This is a genomic window from Cyanobacteria bacterium GSL.Bin1, from assembly GCA_009909085.1.
Classification (GTDB): domain Bacteria; phylum Cyanobacteriota; class Cyanobacteriia; order Cyanobacteriales; family Rubidibacteraceae; genus Halothece.
This window is the reverse complement of record JAAANX010000192.1, coordinates 24,418-41,568: the sequence shown is the minus strand read 5'-3', so window position 1 is coordinate 41,568 and position 17,151 is coordinate 24,418. Positions and strand designations below refer to the sequence as shown.

The 17,151-nt window shown below is 45.0% G+C and carries 17 protein-coding genes; 10 read left to right on the top strand and 7 right to left on the bottom strand.

Annotated elements, in window-relative coordinates; translation table 11 throughout:
* Positions 1-204 precede the first annotated feature (204 nt).
* Positions 205-435, top strand: a complete 231-nt coding sequence (locus GVY04_22145; GenBank protein ID NBD18732.1) for a DUF433 domain-containing protein — start codon at positions 205-207, stop codon at positions 433-435.
* Positions 432-764 carry a hypothetical protein gene (locus tag GVY04_22140; GenBank protein NBD18731.1) on the top strand — a complete coding sequence of 111 codons (333 nt, stop codon included), beginning with the start codon at positions 432-434 and terminating at the stop codon, positions 762-764. The genes GVY04_22145 and GVY04_22140 overlap by 4 nt, the downstream gene beginning before the upstream one ends.
* A gap of 221 nt (positions 765-985) precedes the next feature.
* Here GVY04_22140 and GVY04_22135 read toward each other — a convergent pair whose 3' ends face one another.
* Both GVY04_22135 and aac(3)-I read right to left on the bottom strand, forming a co-directional pair.
* Complete coding sequence (locus GVY04_22135; protein ID NBD18730.1) at positions 986-1,369, bottom strand: VOC family protein; 384 nt, start codon at positions 1,367-1,369, stop codon at positions 986-988.
* 31 nt (positions 1,370-1,400) lie between these two features.
* On the bottom strand, positions 1,401-1,871 hold the full coding sequence (aac(3)-I, locus tag GVY04_22130; GenBank protein NBD18729.1) for an AAC(3)-I family aminoglycoside N-acetyltransferase: 471 nt from the start codon (positions 1,869-1,871) through the stop codon (positions 1,401-1,403).
* Positions 1,872-1,931: 60 nt separating this feature from the next.
* Between aac(3)-I and GVY04_22125 the strand changes: the two genes are divergently transcribed.
* The 4 genes from GVY04_22125 (at position 1,932) to GVY04_22110 (ending at position 5,807) form a co-directional block, all read left to right on the top strand.
* Complete coding sequence (locus GVY04_22125; GenBank protein ID NBD18728.1) at positions 1,932-3,188, top strand: FtsX-like permease family protein; 1,257 nt, start codon at positions 1,932-1,934, stop codon at positions 3,186-3,188.
* Between the two features lie 111 nt (positions 3,189-3,299).
* A complete protein-coding gene (locus tag GVY04_22120) occupies positions 3,300-3,962 on the top strand; it encodes an ATP-binding cassette domain-containing protein (GenBank protein NBD18727.1) in 663 nt (220 codons plus the stop codon).
* Positions 3,963-4,072: 110 nt separating this feature from the next.
* Positions 4,073-4,813 (top strand): dienelactone hydrolase family protein, encoded by a 741-nt coding sequence (locus GVY04_22115; protein ID NBD18726.1) that lies wholly within the window; start codon positions 4,073-4,075, stop codon positions 4,811-4,813.
* 94 nt (positions 4,814-4,907) lie between these two features.
* Positions 4,908-5,807: a S1 RNA-binding domain-containing protein gene (locus tag GVY04_22110; GenBank protein ID NBD18725.1), complete on the top strand. Its 900-nt coding sequence runs from the start codon at positions 4,908-4,910 to the stop codon at positions 5,805-5,807.
* A 347-nt stretch (positions 5,808-6,154) separates the two neighbouring features.
* On the opposite strand, the gene petN is transcribed toward GVY04_22110, so the two are convergent.
* The 3 genes from petN to GVY04_22095 all read right to left on the bottom strand — a co-directional run bounded on the left by petN (position 6,155) and on the right by GVY04_22095 (position 8,932).
* Positions 6,155-6,244, bottom strand: a complete 90-nt coding sequence (gene petN / locus GVY04_22105; protein ID NBD18724.1) for a cytochrome b6-f complex subunit PetN — start codon at positions 6,242-6,244, stop codon at positions 6,155-6,157.
* A gap of 308 nt (positions 6,245-6,552) precedes the next feature.
* Positions 6,553-7,974, bottom strand: coding sequence for a ferredoxin:protochlorophyllide reductase (ATP-dependent) subunit N (locus GVY04_22100; GenBank protein ID NBD18723.1), 1,422 nt, complete (start codon positions 7,972-7,974; stop codon positions 6,553-6,555).
* Positions 7,975-8,050: 76 nt separating this feature from the next.
* On the bottom strand, positions 8,051-8,932 hold the full coding sequence (locus GVY04_22095; GenBank protein NBD18722.1) for a ferredoxin:protochlorophyllide reductase (ATP-dependent) iron-sulfur ATP-binding protein: 882 nt from the start codon (positions 8,930-8,932) through the stop codon (positions 8,051-8,053).
* A gap of 659 nt (positions 8,933-9,591) precedes the next feature.
* On the opposite strand from GVY04_22095, the gene GVY04_22090 reads away from it, so the two are divergent.
* Genes GVY04_22090 through GVY04_22075 form a run of 4 tightly spaced genes read left to right on the top strand, consistent with a single transcriptional unit; the run spans position 9,592 to position 14,632 of the window.
* On the top strand, positions 9,592-11,610 hold the full coding sequence (locus GVY04_22090) for a type II/IV secretion system protein (protein ID NBD18721.1): 2,019 nt from the start codon (positions 9,592-9,594) through the stop codon (positions 11,608-11,610).
* Between the two features lie 60 nt (positions 11,611-11,670).
* Positions 11,671-12,786 (top strand): PilT/PilU family type 4a pilus ATPase, encoded by a 1,116-nt coding sequence (locus GVY04_22085; protein NBD18720.1) that lies wholly within the window; start codon positions 11,671-11,673, stop codon positions 12,784-12,786.
* Between the two features lie 30 nt (positions 12,787-12,816).
* Entirely contained in the window at positions 12,817-14,037 is a 1,221-nt protein-coding gene (locus GVY04_22080; protein NBD18719.1) for a type II secretion system F family protein, read from the top strand.
* A gap of 28 nt (positions 14,038-14,065) precedes the next feature.
* The gene (locus tag GVY04_22075) at positions 14,066-14,632 is read left to right on the top strand and encodes a hypothetical protein (GenBank protein ID NBD18718.1); all 567 of its coding nucleotides are present in this window, start codon (positions 14,066-14,068) and stop codon (positions 14,630-14,632) included.
* A gap of 55 nt (positions 14,633-14,687) precedes the next feature.
* Here GVY04_22075 and ald read toward each other — a convergent pair whose 3' ends face one another.
* Entirely contained in the window at positions 14,688-15,773 is a 1,086-nt protein-coding gene (ald, locus tag GVY04_22070) for an alanine dehydrogenase (protein NBD18717.1), read from the bottom strand.
* A gap of 72 nt (positions 15,774-15,845) precedes the next feature.
* The gene (locus GVY04_22065; GenBank protein NBD18716.1) at positions 15,846-16,919 is read right to left on the bottom strand and encodes a hypothetical protein; all 1,074 of its coding nucleotides are present in this window, start codon (positions 16,917-16,919) and stop codon (positions 15,846-15,848) included.
* Between the last annotated feature and the right edge of the window lie 232 nt (positions 16,920-17,151).

The window sequence follows — 17,151 nt, the reverse complement described above, 5'->3', positions numbered from 1 at the left end:
GCAGATTTTAGGGTAAAAGCGCGATCGCTAACCGAGAAGCATTGGCTCCTTTTGCGCCTTCGTGTACTAGTTGCTATCTAACGGCATAGTTCAACGGTGACAAGCAAGTTTAGCATCTCCGCCAGGATTTCGATACTGTCCGTTGCAGCGCGGTGTTAGCCTGCTTTAGACTTAAATGTAGATGTGAACTTCTTCTCTGTAATTATGAGCTATAGCGACATTATTACAATTGAACCTGATAAACGTGGAGGGAAGCCTTGTATTCGCCGAATGCGAATTACGGTTTATGACGTTCTTGGCTGGCTAGCCGCTGGGATGTCTATTCCTGAAATTGTTGATGACTTCCCCGAACTGACAGAGGCAGATATCAGAGCTTGCTTAGAGTTTGCAGCTGATCGTGAACATCGTTTAGTTGCTTCGGTGAGCGCCGCTTGAGACTACTTTTTGACCAAAATTTGAGCCGAAAACTTGTTACTCGATTGGCTGATATTTTTCCGAATGCCAGCCATGTCCAATTTCATGGGTTGGCAGAGAAGACAGATACAGAGATTTGGGAATTCGCTAAGCTAAACGATTTCTGCATTGTGACTCAAGATGCAGATTTCGCGGAAAGAAGCCGACTATATGGTTCTCCGCCGAAAGTAGTATGGTTAAGATGTGGAAATGCACTAACTGATCAGGTTGAAACTCTCATGCGCTCTGGGCAAGAGGCAATTGAAGAACTTTTAGAGAATCCTAATTTTCACTGCTTAGAACTTTACTAATCTATATTGGCTGTTGTCTCACTATCCTATGCTGATTGATGCTGGATAATCTGATCTGATCTACTTCGGAACTATTAGTGAAAGCAGTTCTAAAACTTTTGTTGACCACCTCTAGCTCTTCAGCACATTCATGGAATGTTTTTCGTAGTCACGTTCTAGAATCTCCATCTTAAATGAGAATTGCAGGGTAGTACTAAGCGGTAGTCCAGGCTAACACCGAGTTAGGTACCCCCCGTGTGAAGAGGTGTGACCCACCCCATCTCCGCTCCACCCGGATCACGGACCATTGCCACGCGCCCAATCCCTGGGACCAACCAGGGTTCACGGACGACCTCTGCACCGAAGCCCTTTGCTCTTGATATCGCTTCCTCTAGATCATCGACATGTATGTAGGTTATCCAGCGATCCCCACTACTATCCCCTTCGCCCAGCGTCCAAAATCCACAAACCGCCTTACCCGATACCAGCGCCAACCAATAAGTGCCGCCCGTTGGCATTGCTTCCTCGAGAAACTCCCAGCCCACAGTCGCCCGATAAAATTCAATTGCAGTTTCAGGATCATGCGTCTGAAGTTCCATCCAGTTGAATTCGCCGTTGCGCGTCATTGTCTATAATTACAGCTAGAACAATTATTTATTATGCGTTAGATTGATCTGTCTCCAATGGTATATCAAAATGCAAAACCTCTTCTTTGAATCCTAATTTTGTGTACAAATTTATTGCAGGATGGTCTACATAATCAGCTTGCACAAAAACAACCCAAGCACCACGAGCTTTGGCAATGCTTTTCAAGTCCCTAATGAGAGCTGTGGCAATACCTTTCCTTCGATACTTAGTGGCAACCGCCAAATCGTAGATGTATATCTCGCTACGCTTTTGCTCGAATTTTTTCAATTCGTATGCTGCCAGTCCACCTATAACTTTACTATTGATGTGCGCAACGATAGAGATAAACATATTACTTCCAAGCAACTCTCTCATATAGTCTGCATCTGGCCTGAATTTTCCGTAGGTATCTGGTTCCTCAAAAGCTTCTCCGAAACAATCAAGAAGACTGTCCATTAAGTCAAGATCATCAGCACCTAATTTCTTGAGTTGATATTCCACAGTTCTAAAACCTTTTGGCCTTCATACGCATAACAATAATTTTTATTGCACTTGTTTTTTATGGTTTCTCTTGCTCGTAAAAATCTCCTGGAAGATATTCCCCGTTTTTTAGTTGCCCAAGCTGGGATTTTATTTGCCGTGAGTCTTGTCACGTTGCAAACCGGAATTTTTAGTGGGTTTAGTCAGTCAACCGTGGCGCTCATTAATAATTCTTCGGCAGCGCTTTGGGTGGCTTCAGATTCCCTCGTGCAGCTAGAGTTGACCTTACCCATTCCCGTTTCCGAGTTAATTAAAGCGCGGCAAGTCTCAGGCGTCGCCCGTGCCGAGGGCTTACTTTTTTCCGGGGCACAATGGTATCCCCCAGAAGGAGAAATGGCGCGAGCAAGACTGATTGGGTTTAATCCCAGCGGGAAACTCTATCGTCCCCCTAAAATTCTCGAAGGGAATCTCAACCAGTTGAATGAGCCTTATCAAGTCATGATTGACCGTACCGATCAAGATACTTTAAGTATCGAACAGTTGGGAACCGAAGTGCAATTGAACTCTTTACCGGCGCAGGTAGTAGGATTAACCGATGGGAATGCCTCCATGATTTCTAACCCATTTGTTTTAACCTCTCTGAGAAATGCGAATGCTTATCTTAATGCGGGACGAACCTCACAGCTGAATTGTCGCTTACCCCAAGGTTCATCACAGTTGGAATGTGTCAATCGCTTTGATGCCGTGGAAGGGGAGAATAATCAAGAGCCAGTGCCGAGTACGCCGAGAGATTTAGTGGCATCAGATATTCTGACGTTTATCTTGATTCAGCCCGCAGCGGGAGTGGAACTCTCCACGCTCAAAGAACGATTGGAGAGCGAATTAAACCAAGTTACGGTTTATTCTCAGGAAGAACTCATCCAAAAAACGCAAACTTATTGGCAACAGCGGACTGGCATTGGCTTAATTTTAGGTTTAGGTACGGTGGTTGGCATTATTGTCGGGATTGTTGTGGTGAGTCAGATTTTGTATTCTTCGGTATCCGACCATATTCGAGAATTTGGCACCCTGAAGGCAATGGGAGCTTCAGCAGGGATGATTTATCAGGTTATTATTGAACAGGCGTTGTGGATGGCCATTTTAGGCTATTTACCGGCAACCCTAATCTGTTTGGGGATTGCTAGTTGGATCAACTGGAAGCAAGGAACCTTATTATTGATTACCCCCGTTAGCGCGATCGCGATTTTTGTCCTCACGATTATTATGTGTATAGGTTCGGCGATTTTTGCTATTCAAAAAGTCAACCGCGTTGACCCTGCCATTGTCTTTAAAGCATAGATAGTCTTGTCGGCATCATTTACTGTGTTATTTAAAACTCCAGCCCGATCAAATTCTTCTCCAGACTCCCATGCCTTTGTTAATACTTCAATTTACGCCCAAGACATTACGATGTTTTTTCAATCAGGGCGACAAAACATTCCGATCCTGCAAGACATTAACTGGGAAGCCCAACGAGGCAGTATTCAACTGCTAATGGGACCATCTGGTTCTGGGAAAACCACTTTTCTCTCTATTCTGGCGGGACTCCTCACCCCCACAAGTGGCAAGGTGTATTTATTAGGAGAAGAAATTACCAAACTCTCTCAGAAAAAACGAACCGCATTTCGTCGCCAACACATTGGTTTTATTTTTCAAAACTTTAACCTTTTTCCAGCGCTGACTGCGGCAGAAAATGTCGAGCTGATTCTTAATGTTAAAGGCGTTCAAGGTAGCCAAGCCCGTTACGAAGCCCAAATTCTATTAGAACAAGTGGGATTAGAACTGTATGCGAATCAGAAACCGAGAGATTTGTCAGGGGGGCAAAAACAGCGGGTTGCCATCGCTCGTGCGCTTGCCGGTAATCCTCCCCTGATTATGGCAGATGAGCCCACCGCTGCCCTAGACTCTCAGAGTGGACATCGCATCACTGAATTACTGCGTCGTTTAGCGAAAGAACATCACTGCACTGTTTTAATTGTTACCCATGACCCTAGAATTAAAGATGTTGCTGATCGCGTTACCTATCTTGAAGATGGCATGATCAAGGGATGGAATGGTCAAAGTGAGGAATAAAGCGTTGCTATCACTGTAATCTGGACAGGCTGATTAGCACCGCCAGCAAAGGGACTGTGCTTCGTTAAAATTCAAAGCGAGGTTTTTTAAACAAATTTAGAGCAAGGACTATGTCTGCAATTAAAACAGAAGATATTCAATTGAATGCCGGAGATGTGCAAGTGGATGCTCATCTTGCCCAACCCGACGCGGAAGGGACTTATCCGGGTGTGATTGTCATTCAGGAAGTCTTTGGTGTCAATGACCATATCAAAGAGGTCACCCAACGCTTCGCCAAAGAAGGCTATATCGCGATCGCGCCGGCGATTTATCAGCGCCAAGCCCCCGGTTTTGCCGTGGGTTATACCGCCGAAGACTTAGAAGAGGGAAGAAAATATAAAGAACAAACTAAAGCCAGTGAACTGCTTAACGATATTCAAACTGCGATTAATTACTTAAAATCTCTTCCTCGATGCCAAGGCAAGGGGTTTGGCTGCATTGGCTTTTGTTTCGGCGGTCATGTTGCCTATCTCGCTGCTACTCTCCCTGATGTTCAAGCGACCGCTTCCTTCTATGGTGCTGGCATTGCCACACAAACGCCGGGTGGGGGAAAACCGACGATTACTCGCACCAAAGAGATTAAAGGGACCATTTACGCCTTCTTTGGGACACAAGACCCTCTCATTCCCTTAGAACAAGTTGACCAAATTGAAGCAGAACTTAAAAAACAGAATATTCCTCACCGCATCTTTCGTTATGATGGAGCCGATCACGGCTTTTTCTGTGACCAACGAGCAAGCTATCACCCAACCGCTGCTCAAGATGCCTGGGAACGAGTCAAAGGATTGTTTCAGGAAACTCTGAAGCAGTAAACCAGTCAACGTAACCCAACCGGGGGAAGCCAATATAAATATTTCTTAACCGTTTCCCCCACCTCTATTTTCTACGCATACTCTTTAATTGAAGATGACCTCTGATTTCACCCCTTCTCCCGAATCTCAAGCGAACGTTCCTTTCTCTGAAGATGATTTTGCCAAAGCCCTTGCCGATTATGATTACCACTTTCAAAAAGGACAAGTGGTGCGTGGGAAAGCAGTTAACTATGATAATGAGGTGGCATACATTGATATTGGCGGAAAATCTCCTGGACTCCTCCCCCTTTCAGAAGCCAATCTCGGTGGCGCCACTCGTTTTGATGACATCATTCCCCTGGATGAAGAATTGGAATTTTTAGTAATTCGCGAACAAAATGCAGACGGACAAGTCACACTCTCCCGCCGTCAGCTACAAGAACAACGGGTTTGGGAAACGTTAGAAGCGTACCAAACGGATCGCAAACCAGTAGAAATGCAAGTGACTGGCAGTAATCGCGGTGGTGTCAAGGGAGAAATTATGGGGTTGCGGGCATTCGTACCGCGATCGCATCTCTTAGCAGCGGATAATTTAGATGACCTCATTGGTCAGAGCGTAACTGGACTCCTCATTGAAGTCAATCCCGAAGACAAACGGTTGGTGCTATCGCAACGGGAAGCAGCGAAAGCCGATGCGATGGGTCAAATTATTGCCGGTAGCTTGATCGAAGGGAAAGTGGTTAATCTTAAGCCTTATGGTGCCTTTATTGAACTGGCTGCGGGAGTCACCGGCTTACTTCATATCAAGCAAGTCAGTCAAAAACGGGTCGAATCTCTCGAAGAAGTGTTAACCGTTGGCGAAACCATTAAAGTGATGATTGTGGATGTGGATGAATATCAAGGACGGATTGCCTTGTCCACCAAAGAATTAGAACACTATCCGGGTCAAATGCTCGATAATAAAGCCGAAGTCATGGCAAAAGCAGAATCGCGAGTCCAACAAGCCGAAAACTAGATTGATTTACAATTAATTGCCCATACATTCTATTTTCTCTCCTCCTCTGAATTCAGGAGGAGTCTTTTACTGGTTAATCCCTAGTGCAAAAAAAACTAGGCGGAAATTCGTTCCGCCCAATAGTCGCTTTAGTATTTGCTTTTAACGCTAAAGGTTTGTCGGGTAAATCTGTTTCTGATTGAAGCTGGGAGAGGTTACTTCCCCTTTTGATCCCGCGACTGACGACGTCTGTCACGCCACTCGATCGCGGTGAGATACAAAATTCCACCACTGACTAAGATCAACAAGACAAACGCAACCAGAAACAGTACATTTAGGGGAGTTAAAATTTCCACAGTCCACCTCTTTTAGAATCCGTTACGTGCCCAAACCACCATCGTAATCGACCAAGTAAACAGAGCTAAAAATGCAACCCAACCCAGTGTCAAAATATCCATAGTTCCTATTCTCTCTTAAAGCGGTATTAAAGACTCTACTGCTGTATGATAGCAACTTGTCCTCCATTTCCCAAGGAAAAAAGCGTGATGATCTTGCTCAAAATTACCACGCTCTGACCAACGGTCACCGGAGCTTTAGTGAGGATAGGCGCCTTTCGTGCCGACCCAACTGGAATCGAATTCCAGTTGGAAAGCGGCACCGCATCGTCGGGCGTTCCTTTGCGCGGGAAACCCGCGCAGGGTCCCTCCTCATTCCGCAGTTTAGGAAGGCGTAATCTCTGACCGAAGAAGAAAAGAAGAATGCTAAATTAAACTGTAATTCGTTTTGCGTCCTCTTCCTGCACTAAGTTAGTCCAGCCTAACTCTTGTAAGTTATTATTGCGACGCATGGGACGAGTGACCAATTCTAGTAAGTCGCGAGTATTAGTAAAGCCTTGAATTTGCGAGAAAGTAAACTCAACCGACCACTTGGTACTAAAGCCACGGGCTTCTAATGGATTCGCGTGTGCCATTCCCGTAATGACCAGATCCGGATTTTCTGCCATAATCCGTTCAATTTGATGATGATTATCCGGTTTTTCGACAATTCTTGGCAGTCCCACACCCATATCAGCACAGGTTTTTTCTAATAAAGCTAACTCTGCCCCTTGATAGCGTTTATCCATATAAGGAATACCAATTTCATGAACCGTCATTCCGCAACGGACGAGGAAACGGGCTAAGGAAATCTCTAAGAGATTATCCCCCATAAAGAAGACAGACTTGCCACGGACTAACTTCACATAGTCTTCTACACTTTCCCAAATTTGGGCTTCTCGTTCCTCTAAACCTTCCGGTTCAATCTCAAAGACAGAACAAATTTTCTCAATCCAAGCGCGAGTGCCATCCGGACCAATGGGGAAGGGCGCACCAATGAGTTTACACTTGCGGCGACGCATTAAATTCGTTGCCGTCCGACTTAAGAAAGGATGTACGCCACAGGCATAATTTCCTTTTTCAATACTGGGTAACTCTGTAAAGCGTTTGGAGGGTAGCCACCCGGAAACTTTAATCCCCTGTTTTTTCAACTCCAGACTTAATTGAGTTTCTACAGCATCTGGAACGGATCCAAATAAAGTTAAGGGAGGATGGTCTTTATATTCTGTTGCTTCCGGTTGCGCTTCTTCTTCTTCTTTCTGTCCGAAGTTCAAGAAGCGAGACAATCCGTTTTTCTTTTGTTCCGGTTCCGCTTCTGGTTCAATTTGGGGCGTCTCATCACACCGATTCACCATTGCCGCTAAAACCGTATCTTCCCCTTGGGTAAAGGCATAGTCTAAGCCATTTGCCCGCGCCACCACAATGGGAATTCCAATTTCGGCTTCGAGTTTCGGTGCGATTCCCTCTAAATCCATTTTGATAATTTCGGTGGTGCAAGTGCCAATCCAAACAATGACACTGGGATTGCGATCGCGCTTAATTTGCAAACATAGCCGCTTCAATTCATCATAATCACTGAGTTTAGCGGAAATATCCCCTTCTTCCAACTCCGCCATCGCATAACGGGGTTCAGCAAAAATCATCACCCCCATCGAGTTTTGCAGGAAATAGCCGCAAGTTTTCGTACCAATGACTAAAAAGAAGCTATCTTCAATTTTCTGATACAGCCACGCTACACAACTAATCGGGCAAAAGGTATGATAATTTCCTGTTTCACATTCAAAATTTAAAGCCGTTTGTTCTTCTGCAGCCATTATTTTCTCCGTATTTTTATCATTCGTCATTTGTTCTTGCCTTACGAATCACCAAGGACGAAGGACAAAGGACTATTTAAACCATTAATGCTTCTAATTCTTCGCTTTCTTCTACTGGCGCACCTTTCGTGCTGTTGCCATCAGCCGGATTGAGGTAATAATCAGATAATAAAGAGAAGAGATCGCGATCAGGCGCATCATCCGGAACAACCCCTTCGGGTAAGGCAAGGAGTTGATCGGCAATGTTGAGGTAATATTGCGCTACTTCCTCTAACATCGGTTCTGTTTCTGCCATTTCAAAAATGGTTTTTCCTTTCACCCGAGACACGCGAATATCTTCAATTAAGGGCAAGATTTCTAAAACTGGCATGGGAACCGCTTCAATATATTTGTTAATTAAATCTCTTTTCGAGGTCCGATTACCAATTAACCCCGCTAAGCGTAAGGGATGAGTGCGAGATTTTTCTCGAATGGAAGCTGCAATCCGGTTGGCTGCAAATAGCGCATCAAAGCCATTATCCGTCACAATCATGCAATAGTCGGAATAATTAAGGGGGGCAGCAAAACCGCCACAGACGACATCACCCAGCACATCAAACAGAATGACATCATACTCGTCAAACGCATTCAGTTCTTTGAGTAACTTCACCGTTTCGCCGACCACATAACCGCCACAACCAGCACCAGCAGGAGGACCGCCGGCTTCTACACAATCTACGCCGCCATAACCGCGATAGATGACATCTTCCGGCCAAATATCTTCATAGTGAAAATCTTTTTCTTGTAAGGTATCGATAATCGTCGGAATTAAAAATCCAGTCAGGGTAAAAGTACTGTCATGCTTTGGGTCACATCCAATTTGTAATACTTTTTTACCTCGTTTGGCTAGGGCGACTGAAATGTTGCAGCTTGTCGTCGATTTTCCAATTCCGCCTTTTCCGTAAACTGATAACTTCACAGTGTTTTCCTCGTTCTTTGCCTAGTTAATTGCAATTATTACGTAGCGATTTTGAAAATGAAAGACTGGGTTAATGAAACTTAGGACGTTAAACAAAGCTAAAAATATTATTAAAGAAGTAAGATAGCTAAAATCTGTTTAGAATATTTTTGAGCTAAATCAAAGTTGTATTAAAAAAATTTATAAAACTATTTTATATAAATAGTTACAAAAACAAAAAACAGGATTCAAGATCGAGTTTAGAAAGCTGAAAGCCGATACCCTGATTGATTTTGAGCTAGCTTTTTAGCAAGCCAATAGCACTAAAGCACTATTTTATAAAGAATATTGACAATATTATTACTCTTTTCCGTCCTGAGCTAAGGAAGAAGAGAGGGGAGATCATCGAAACGAAATACAAGGGAACAATAAGTGGTAATACCAAGAATGACACTAGTTTCTTCAGATGATGATCGACATCCTATAAATATATAGATAAGATTGAAATTACTAAATTAATTTGATTTTAATTACAAAAAGTAACCATTCCTAGATTACTCTGTTGTTGAAGTGAGAGCATCTGCTTGAACCAAGCAAGCTTGAAATCAAGCTCTCCCTTTAATAAAGATCGAGTTTCCAACAACCATTCGTATAATGTCCTATCTGCAGCGATTATTGCTATGACTCATTCCTCATCGGCTAAAAAACGTCAAAGAGCTCTCACAACTTTACGTGACTCTTCCCCGTTTGGGAATAAATTAATTCAAGCTGGCTATGCAAGCAGCAAAGAGATTGAACAAGCTAGACAAGAAGTTACCCAATCCGAAGGCAAGCAATCTTTTACAGAAGCTCTGAGGGCTGTCACCGGAAAAGACTTGCCACCGGAACTGTATCGTCAGTATAAAAAACATCATCTATTTGAATTAAAAATTTACTATGGGGTAGAGTCTCTTGATCCGGAAGTAACTGACCTTGAGGAATATCCAATTACAGAGTTAATTGACGATGTTATCCCCCTTGATCTGTGTCGTCGTCACAAATTGCTGCCTTTAACCAAGCGCGATACCCGTCCCCCATCGCTATTAGTGGGGATGGTAGACCCTGATGAACTTACCGCTCAAGATGATCTGCTCCGAATTCTTCGTCCCAAGGGATTGATTGCACAGCGGGTGGTCATGACTTTGGAGGATTATGAAAGAATCATTGGTAAATATCTAGATGAACAATCGGCTAAGGAAGAAAAAGCGGCAGAAGACGATCAACTCGATGTTACTAAAGACATCGCTAACCTCGATGTGGAAGGTTTAGAAGAGGTTAATGATGAAGCAGATGCCGATCTAGAAAAATCCCTGGGAGATGCCCAAGCAGCACCGATTATCAATCTGGTGAATCGGATTTTAATTAAAGCCTTGAAAGAAGGAGTATCTGATATTCATATTGAGCCGCAAGAAGAACATGTGAGAGTGCGAATGCGCCGGGATGGGGTTCTCCAAAAAACATTCGATCATTTGCCGATTAAAATTGCTCCCGCGATCGCAGCCCGTTTTAAGATTATGGCTGAATTAGATATTGCTGAACGGAGGCTACCGCAAGACGGTAAGATTCGCCGCCGATATCAAGGGCGTAATGTGGATTTTCGGGTGAGCAGTTTACCCAGTCGCTTCGGAGAGAAAATTGTGTTGCGGATTTTGGATAACAGTGCTACGCAGTTGGGGCTCGATAAATTAATTACCGATCCCGCTAGTCTCGACTTAGTGCGAAATATGGCAAGCCGCCCCTTTGGATTAATTCTCGTAACTGGTCCCACCGGCTCTGGGAAGTCAACCACACTGTACTCCATTTTGGCAGAACGCAATGATCCGGGGGTGAATATTAGCACAGCAGAAGACCCGATTGAATATACCTTACCCGGCATTACGCAGGTACAGGTTATTCGAGAAAAAGGAATGGATTTCGCGTCAATTTTACGGTCCTTTCTGCGGCAAGATCCCGATATTATTCTGGTGGGTGAGACGCGAGATAAAGAAACGGCAAAAACGGCAATTGAAGCCGCATTAACGGGACACTTAGTTTTAACGACCTTACACACCAATGATGCTGCCGGCGCGATCGCGCGCTTAGACGAAATGGGAGTGGAACCCTTTATGGTTTCGGGATCATTGATCGGAGTGCTAGCCCAACGTTTAATGCGTCGCGTTTGTAGTGAATGCCGAATTGCTTATAATCCCAGTCAAGAAGAATTAGCTCGTTTTGGTTTATCTGCCGCCAAAGAAGAAGAAATCACTTTCTACAAAGCCAACACCCTGCAACCGGATGAAATTGAAACAGCGCGTCAGAAAAATAAACTGTGCAGTAAATGCAATGGCGTCGGTTACAAAGGGCGGGCTGGGGTCTATGAAATCATGGCAATGAGCGAGCATTTACAAACTTTGATCAATGAAGGAGCACCCACCGAACGGATTAAAGAAGCTGCCGTGGAAGAAGGGATGAAAACGCTCCTGTCTTATAGCTTAAACCTCGTGCGAGAAGGATACACCACCTTAGAGGAAGTGGAACGAGTGACCTTTACCGACTCCGGTCTCGAAGCCGAAATTAAAGCCAAACGCAAGAGTTCACTCAGTTGCAATACTTGCTCAGCGGAACTGCAACCGGAATGGTTAGATTGCCCTTATTGTTTGACACCTCGCTTCCAAGATTAGGGAAAGCTAGACCCTAAAAACCTCAACTCAACTTTTTGTCATCCTAGAGGAATAATCGCGATGGATTTAATGATTGAAGACTTAATGGAAGAATTGGTGGAAAAAGGCGGATCGGATATGCATATTCAAGCCGGTGCTCCTGTTTATTTCCGCTACAACGGGAAATTAGAACCGGTTACTGATGATCCGTTGACTCCCCAGGAAACGCAACGGCTTATTTTTACCATGCTCAACAATAGCCAACGCAAACAGTTAGAGCAAAACTGGGAATTAGACTGTTCCTATGGGGTAAAAGGACTGGCGCGGTTCCGGGTCAATGTTTATAAAGAACGGGGTTGCTACGCCGCTTGTTTACGAGCACTTTCCTCAAAAATTCCCAACTACGAAAAGCTAGGCTTACCTGATGTGGTTAAAGAAATGGCAGGTCGCCCGCGAGGCTTGATCTTAGTAACGGGACCGACGGGTTCTGGAAAAACCACGACTCTAGCTGCGATTCTGGATTTAATTAATCGCACGCGCCATGAGCACGTTTTAACGGTTGAAGATCCCATTGAGTATGTTTTCCCCAATGACAAATGTCTCTTTCACCAGCGCCAAAAAGGTGAAGATACGAAAAGCTTTGCCAATGCTCTAAAAGCCGCTTTACGGGAAGACCCGGATATCATTCTGGTGGGAGAATTGCGGGACTTAGAAACGATTTCTCTGGCTGTCTCGGCAGCAGAAACCGGTCACTTAGTGTTTGGAACCTTACACACCAGTTCTGCAGCTGCGACAGTTGATCGGATGGTCGATGTCTTCCCTGCTGAACAACAAGAGCAAATTCGGGCACAACTCTCAGGATCCTTAATTGCCGTGTTCAGTCAATGTTTACCGAAAAAGCAAAATCCGAAACCCGGTGAATTTGGACGCGCCTTAACGCAGGAAATTATGGTTGTGACACCGGCAATTGCCAACCAAATTCGAGAAGGAAAAACGTCACAGATTTATTCTTCGATTCAAACGGGAATGAAGTTGGGGATGCAAACGATGGAACAGTCACTTGCCGAGTGGGTGAATAAGGGGGTCATTTCCATGGAAGAAGCACTCTCCAAAAGTAGTAAACCCGATGAGCTTTACCGCTTAACCGCAGGAGGCGCCTCAGGCCGGGCAAAAGTGAGAGCAAATGCACGTCGCTAGAAGAAGATGAGTGATTAGGGAAATCAAGCCATGACAACTTATTTGGTAGAAGTTCAAGACGCGAAAGGAAAACGGACGAAAGAGAAAGTGAAGGCCGGATCGCCTGTGGAAGCCCAGCGCTTATTGCGGGGGAAATACCCGAAAATCGGTCGGGCGAAAAAAGCCGGATTAGATCTCGATATCGATTTATCGGTTATTGAAGAAAAGCTGTCTAGTGTTGGCGTTAAGGACAAAGCGGTTTTTTCTCGTCAGTTTGCCGCGATGGTGAATGCGGGGGTGGGAATTGTCCGTTGCTTGGGAGTTCTCGGTGAGCAATGCGCCAATCCAAAATTACGTAAAGCCTTAAACGGGATTAGTAGTGATGTCCAACAAGGCGTGAATCTTTCGGATTCAATGAGTAAACATCCCGAGTGTTTTGACCAACTCTATGTGAGTATGGTAGAAGCAGGAGAAGCAGGTGGGGTTCTCGATGAGGTGCTCAATCGGATCGCGAAATTATTAGAAGATATGGCGAGATTGCAAGGACAAATTAAATCTGCCATGGCTTATCCAGTCGCAGTGGGTTTATTTGCGTTTGCCGTGTTTATTGGCATGACCGTATTTTTGATTCCGATTTTTGCTGGGATTTTTGAAGGGTTAGGGGTGGAATTGCCGGCTTTAACTCAGTTTATGCTGAATCTCAGTGCGATTTTAAGAAGCCCCAGAATCCTGATTCCCATTGTCATCATCGGTGGTACTGTTTTTGGTCTTCGACAATACTACAAAACGCCGGTGGGACGTTTACAAATCGATAAGTTGATGTTGAAAATTCCTGTTTTTGGGGATTTGCTAGAAAAAAATGCTGTCGCACGATTCTGTCGAATTTTCGGAACCTTGACTCGCTCAGGGGTTCCGATTTTAAGTACGTTAGATATTGTTCGTGATACGGCGGGGAATCAAGTATATGCCAATGCCATTGAAGCTTCTAAACAAGAAGTTCAGCAAGGGGGAATGATTAGTCTCGCCTTACAGCGAGAAGCAGTTTTTCCTCCCCTAGCGATTCAAATGATGAGCATTGGGGAAGAAACGGGGGAACTCGATGCGATGATGATGAAAGTGGCAGACTTTTATGAAGATGAGGTAGAACAAGCTGTAAAAGCGCTTACGAGTTTAATTGAACCACTGATGATGGTTGGCGTTGCCACTATGGTCGGTGTCATTCTTTTGTCGATGTATCTCCCCATGTTCAAAATCTTTGACCAACTCGGTTAAAGGGGTTAATCTGATTTTTAGACGAACTATGCTGATTAGACAGTCACAGTACGAAACCCTACTTGCTGAATATAGCAATCGTTCCAGCGCGATCGCGCTCTTGCGACAATATCGACCTTATTTGGAAATGTTACCGAGTTTGCGTCGTCCTGATGAAAGTGTCATTACGATTCCACTACCCCTACTTCGTTTACGAACAGCAAAATCTGCTGACGGTAGTTTTTCTCATCCCAAAGCCGTGCAACTGCCTTGTGACTTAGCCATTCTCACCTGTGATCCCGAATGGAAAATCAAAATGGGAGTAGAAATTATGGTCTTTATCCATCGCCCCCAAGAACAATTTTCGGAATTACTCCGTCGTTGGCGACAAACTGAAGTCTGGCTGAATCAAGAATATGAATGGATGATGCCTCTCGGTAAAGAACATATCTTCAGTGAAGGAACGCAAAAAGCCTATCCGCTTTTTGTTGGGTTTACAGAGACCTCAGAGCAAATTCGCCGGGGGTTAAAAGGAGCTGGTTTACCGCTCCTGATTCAAGCAGTTGCAGAAGACTTAGAACCGGATCAAGAAACCCCGTTGCAAGTGGAAAGGTAACCGAAAGCTATTCCAAACCAATTTGCCCTGATTGATCATTTAGCAGCCATAGCTATTACACTAAATCTGGAAAGACTTCTTGCACTGCTGGATGGACGAGTTGCTGCTGCTGAACATTCAACCCTTTACCGAGAATGGGATTGGTTTTCAGTGCGGCTAAGCCTTGATCCGCCAGTTGGATGACATAAGGAAGGGTGCTGTTGTTTAAAGCTTGCGTCGCGGTCCATGGCACAGCGCCAGGCATATTCGGAACCCCAAAGTGAACGACGCCTTCTTCGGTATAAGTGGGATGGCTATGAGACGTTGCTTGTAATGTTTCCACACAACCCCCTTGATCGACGGCGACATCGACAATCACACTACCGGTACGCATTTGTTGCACTAATTGACGCGTCACCAACTTGGGGGCGCGTTTTCCAGTAGTGAGCACGGCACCAATGAGCAAATCCGCTTCTGGAACCACCGTTTCAATTTGTGAGGAATTGCTATAGAGGAGTTCGATGCGGGATCCAAAAAGGTTTTCCAGTTCTGCTAAGCGTTCCACGTTGACATCCAGGATTTGGACTTGCGCACCGATTCCCACTGCCATGCGAGCCGCTTCTGTTCCGACGACGCCGCCCCCGAGAATGACCACTCGCCCGGAACGCACGCCGGGAAAGCCACCGAGTAAAACACCGCGTCCGCCCTGTTGTTTTTCCAGATAATGGGCTCCAAATTGAACGGACAATCGTCCCGCGATAATACTCATCGGATTGAGAAGGGGCAATTTGCCACTTGGAAGTTCCACCGTTTCATAGGCGATCGCAGTAATCCCCGAATCAATTAAAGCTTCTGTTAACGTCCGATCCGCCGCCAGGTGAAGATAAGTAAATAATAGTTGATTTTTTTGTAAATAGGTGTATTCAGCAGGAAGCGGTTCTTTCACTTTCACGACGAGCTCCCGATTCCAGGCGGCTTTTGCCTCGACAACAATTGTCGCCCCAGCGTCTTGATAATCTTCATCCGTAAAACCCGCTCCCACTCCAGCTTGGGTTTCAACAAAAACGTGATGCTTCCTTTCGCACAAACTACGAACACTACTAGGGCTTAACCCAACGCGATATTCTTGGTCTTTGGTTTCTTTGGGAACGCCGATTTCCATCTTGATGTCCTTTGTTTCAGGGTCTGATTCGATCATGCTACACCATCCTTCCCTTGACCCATCTGTAATCAATTACTCTTCCAGTTGCCAACTTTGCGCGATCGCGCCCTCATCGACAATGCGTTTGGGACGTAAAATCAAAATTAGTTTGCCTAAAAGCTCTTGGTTCGGGGCTTGTTCAAACCATTGCACTCCTAAGCCGTCACCTTGGGCAACTAAAAAGTAACTGTGAAGATACCATTGCGTCTCAGCGCGATCCACCACTAAGAGTAAGGGTTCATTCGCCAGCGACTCTGATTTCGGGAGATCTTCACGGGTACAAGGAATTGCAATGGGATCGCTAGCCGCACAAATCATGTGCCAACCGGGAAGCGCCACCCATTGTCCTTCTCCCGAAAGTGCGGTGACACTAAACAAGCCTTGCGGTTGCGGTTGCGAATAATGCTGCAATTGGTCAGGAGTAATCTTTAAATGGGGAGCAACCGGCAGAAGGCGCGGTAATTCCTCTTCTTGTTCGAGACGATAGATGGGCAACTTGGGAGCAGGGGTGGCTGGAACAACCGTGAAATCGCTGAGGAGGCTTTCGATTTTTTCCCGAGCGGTATGGGACTCCACATACCGTAACCCTTGGGCAATGAGGCGCGATCGCGCTTGTAAATCTTTTTTCCCCCGCGCCAATTTCCAGTAATGATACCCCACCGCATCTCCAGCCGAATCGGTAAATCCTTCGGGTAGAGAACTTAAATACAAAAAATCTTTAATCGCTTTGGCAATATCATGCGCTTCCGGTTGGGTTAAATTCTTTTCTACAGTGAGGGTTGCCGCTTGAGAGCGTTCTTTTGGCGGCAAAATCCGGAACTCATACAAAATATCACTTCCCCCACTGGTAAAACGTTCTTGCACCGTTTCGGCTACCCCAACTTGCATCAGGCTATCATACACTTGTGAGGCAACAATAACTTGGTTTTGGTGAATCGGTTCAAATCCAGTGGCTTCAAAAATCGTTTGTGTATCGTATCCTGCTTTGTGTAACTGTTGACAAGATTTTCCCCACTCAACCCAGTTTCCTTCTTTTTGTCGGAGTTGTCGCAATAATTCACGGGCATTGTCTTCAGAAAGAGAAGCGGCTTGAGGCTGTTCTGGCATAAGTTACGGTCAATTTCACAATGAGAGTCCTCTACTAATTTATCTTCTTTTGTCGGTCATTGGTTATTCGTCAAGGGTCATTCAATGAGGAAAGCCTACAGCACAGTTAACAATCCCTTTAACCGGGTTTACTCGATTACCCTCTCAGCGCGTGACCCAACTGAGCAATCATCAAAGACAAATCGCTGCTGGTAAAATTTACCTCTTTCCAGGTTGACCGCACAGTCCTACA

Excerpts from the sequence above, each read along its gene's own strand:
- GVY04_22110 (NBD18725.1), top strand. The coding sequence starts at position 4,908 with ATGACCTCTGATTTCACCCCTTCTCCCGAATCTCAAGCGAACGTTCCT.
- GVY04_22120 (NBD18727.1), top strand. The coding sequence starts at position 3,300 with ATGTTTTTTCAATCAGGGCGACAAAACATTCCGATCCTGCAAGACATT.
- GVY04_22115 (NBD18726.1), top strand. The coding sequence starts at position 4,073 with ATGTCTGCAATTAAAACAGAAGATATTCAATTGAATGCCGGAGATGTG.
- GVY04_22080 (NBD18719.1), top strand. The coding sequence starts at position 12,817 with ATGACAACTTATTTGGTAGAAGTTCAAGACGCGAAAGGAAAACGGACG.
- ald (NBD18717.1), bottom strand. The coding sequence starts at position 15,773 with ATGGAAATCGGCGTTCCCAAAGAAACCAAAGACCAAGAATATCGCGTT.
- GVY04_22145 (NBD18732.1), top strand. The coding sequence starts at position 205 with ATGAGCTATAGCGACATTATTACAATTGAACCTGATAAACGTGGAGGG.
- GVY04_22090 (NBD18721.1), top strand. The coding sequence starts at position 9,592 with ATGACTCATTCCTCATCGGCTAAAAAACGTCAAAGAGCTCTCACAACT.
- GVY04_22085 (NBD18720.1), top strand. The coding sequence starts at position 11,671 with ATGGATTTAATGATTGAAGACTTAATGGAAGAATTGGTGGAAAAAGGC.
- GVY04_22065 (NBD18716.1), bottom strand. The coding sequence starts at position 16,919 with ATGCCAGAACAGCCTCAAGCCGCTTCTCTTTCTGAAGACAATGCCCGT.
- GVY04_22100 (NBD18723.1), bottom strand. The coding sequence starts at position 7,974 with ATGGCTGCAGAAGAACAAACGGCTTTAAATTTTGAATGTGAAACAGGA.
- GVY04_22125 (NBD18728.1), top strand. The coding sequence starts at position 1,932 with ATGGTTTCTCTTGCTCGTAAAAATCTCCTGGAAGATATTCCCCGTTTT.
- GVY04_22135 (NBD18730.1), bottom strand. The coding sequence starts at position 1,369 with ATGACGCGCAACGGCGAATTCAACTGGATGGAACTTCAGACGCATGAT.
- GVY04_22075 (NBD18718.1), top strand. The coding sequence starts at position 14,066 with ATGCTGATTAGACAGTCACAGTACGAAACCCTACTTGCTGAATATAGC.
- petN (NBD18724.1), bottom strand. The coding sequence starts at position 6,244 with ATGGATATTTTGACACTGGGTTGGGTTGCATTTTTAGCTCTGTTTACT.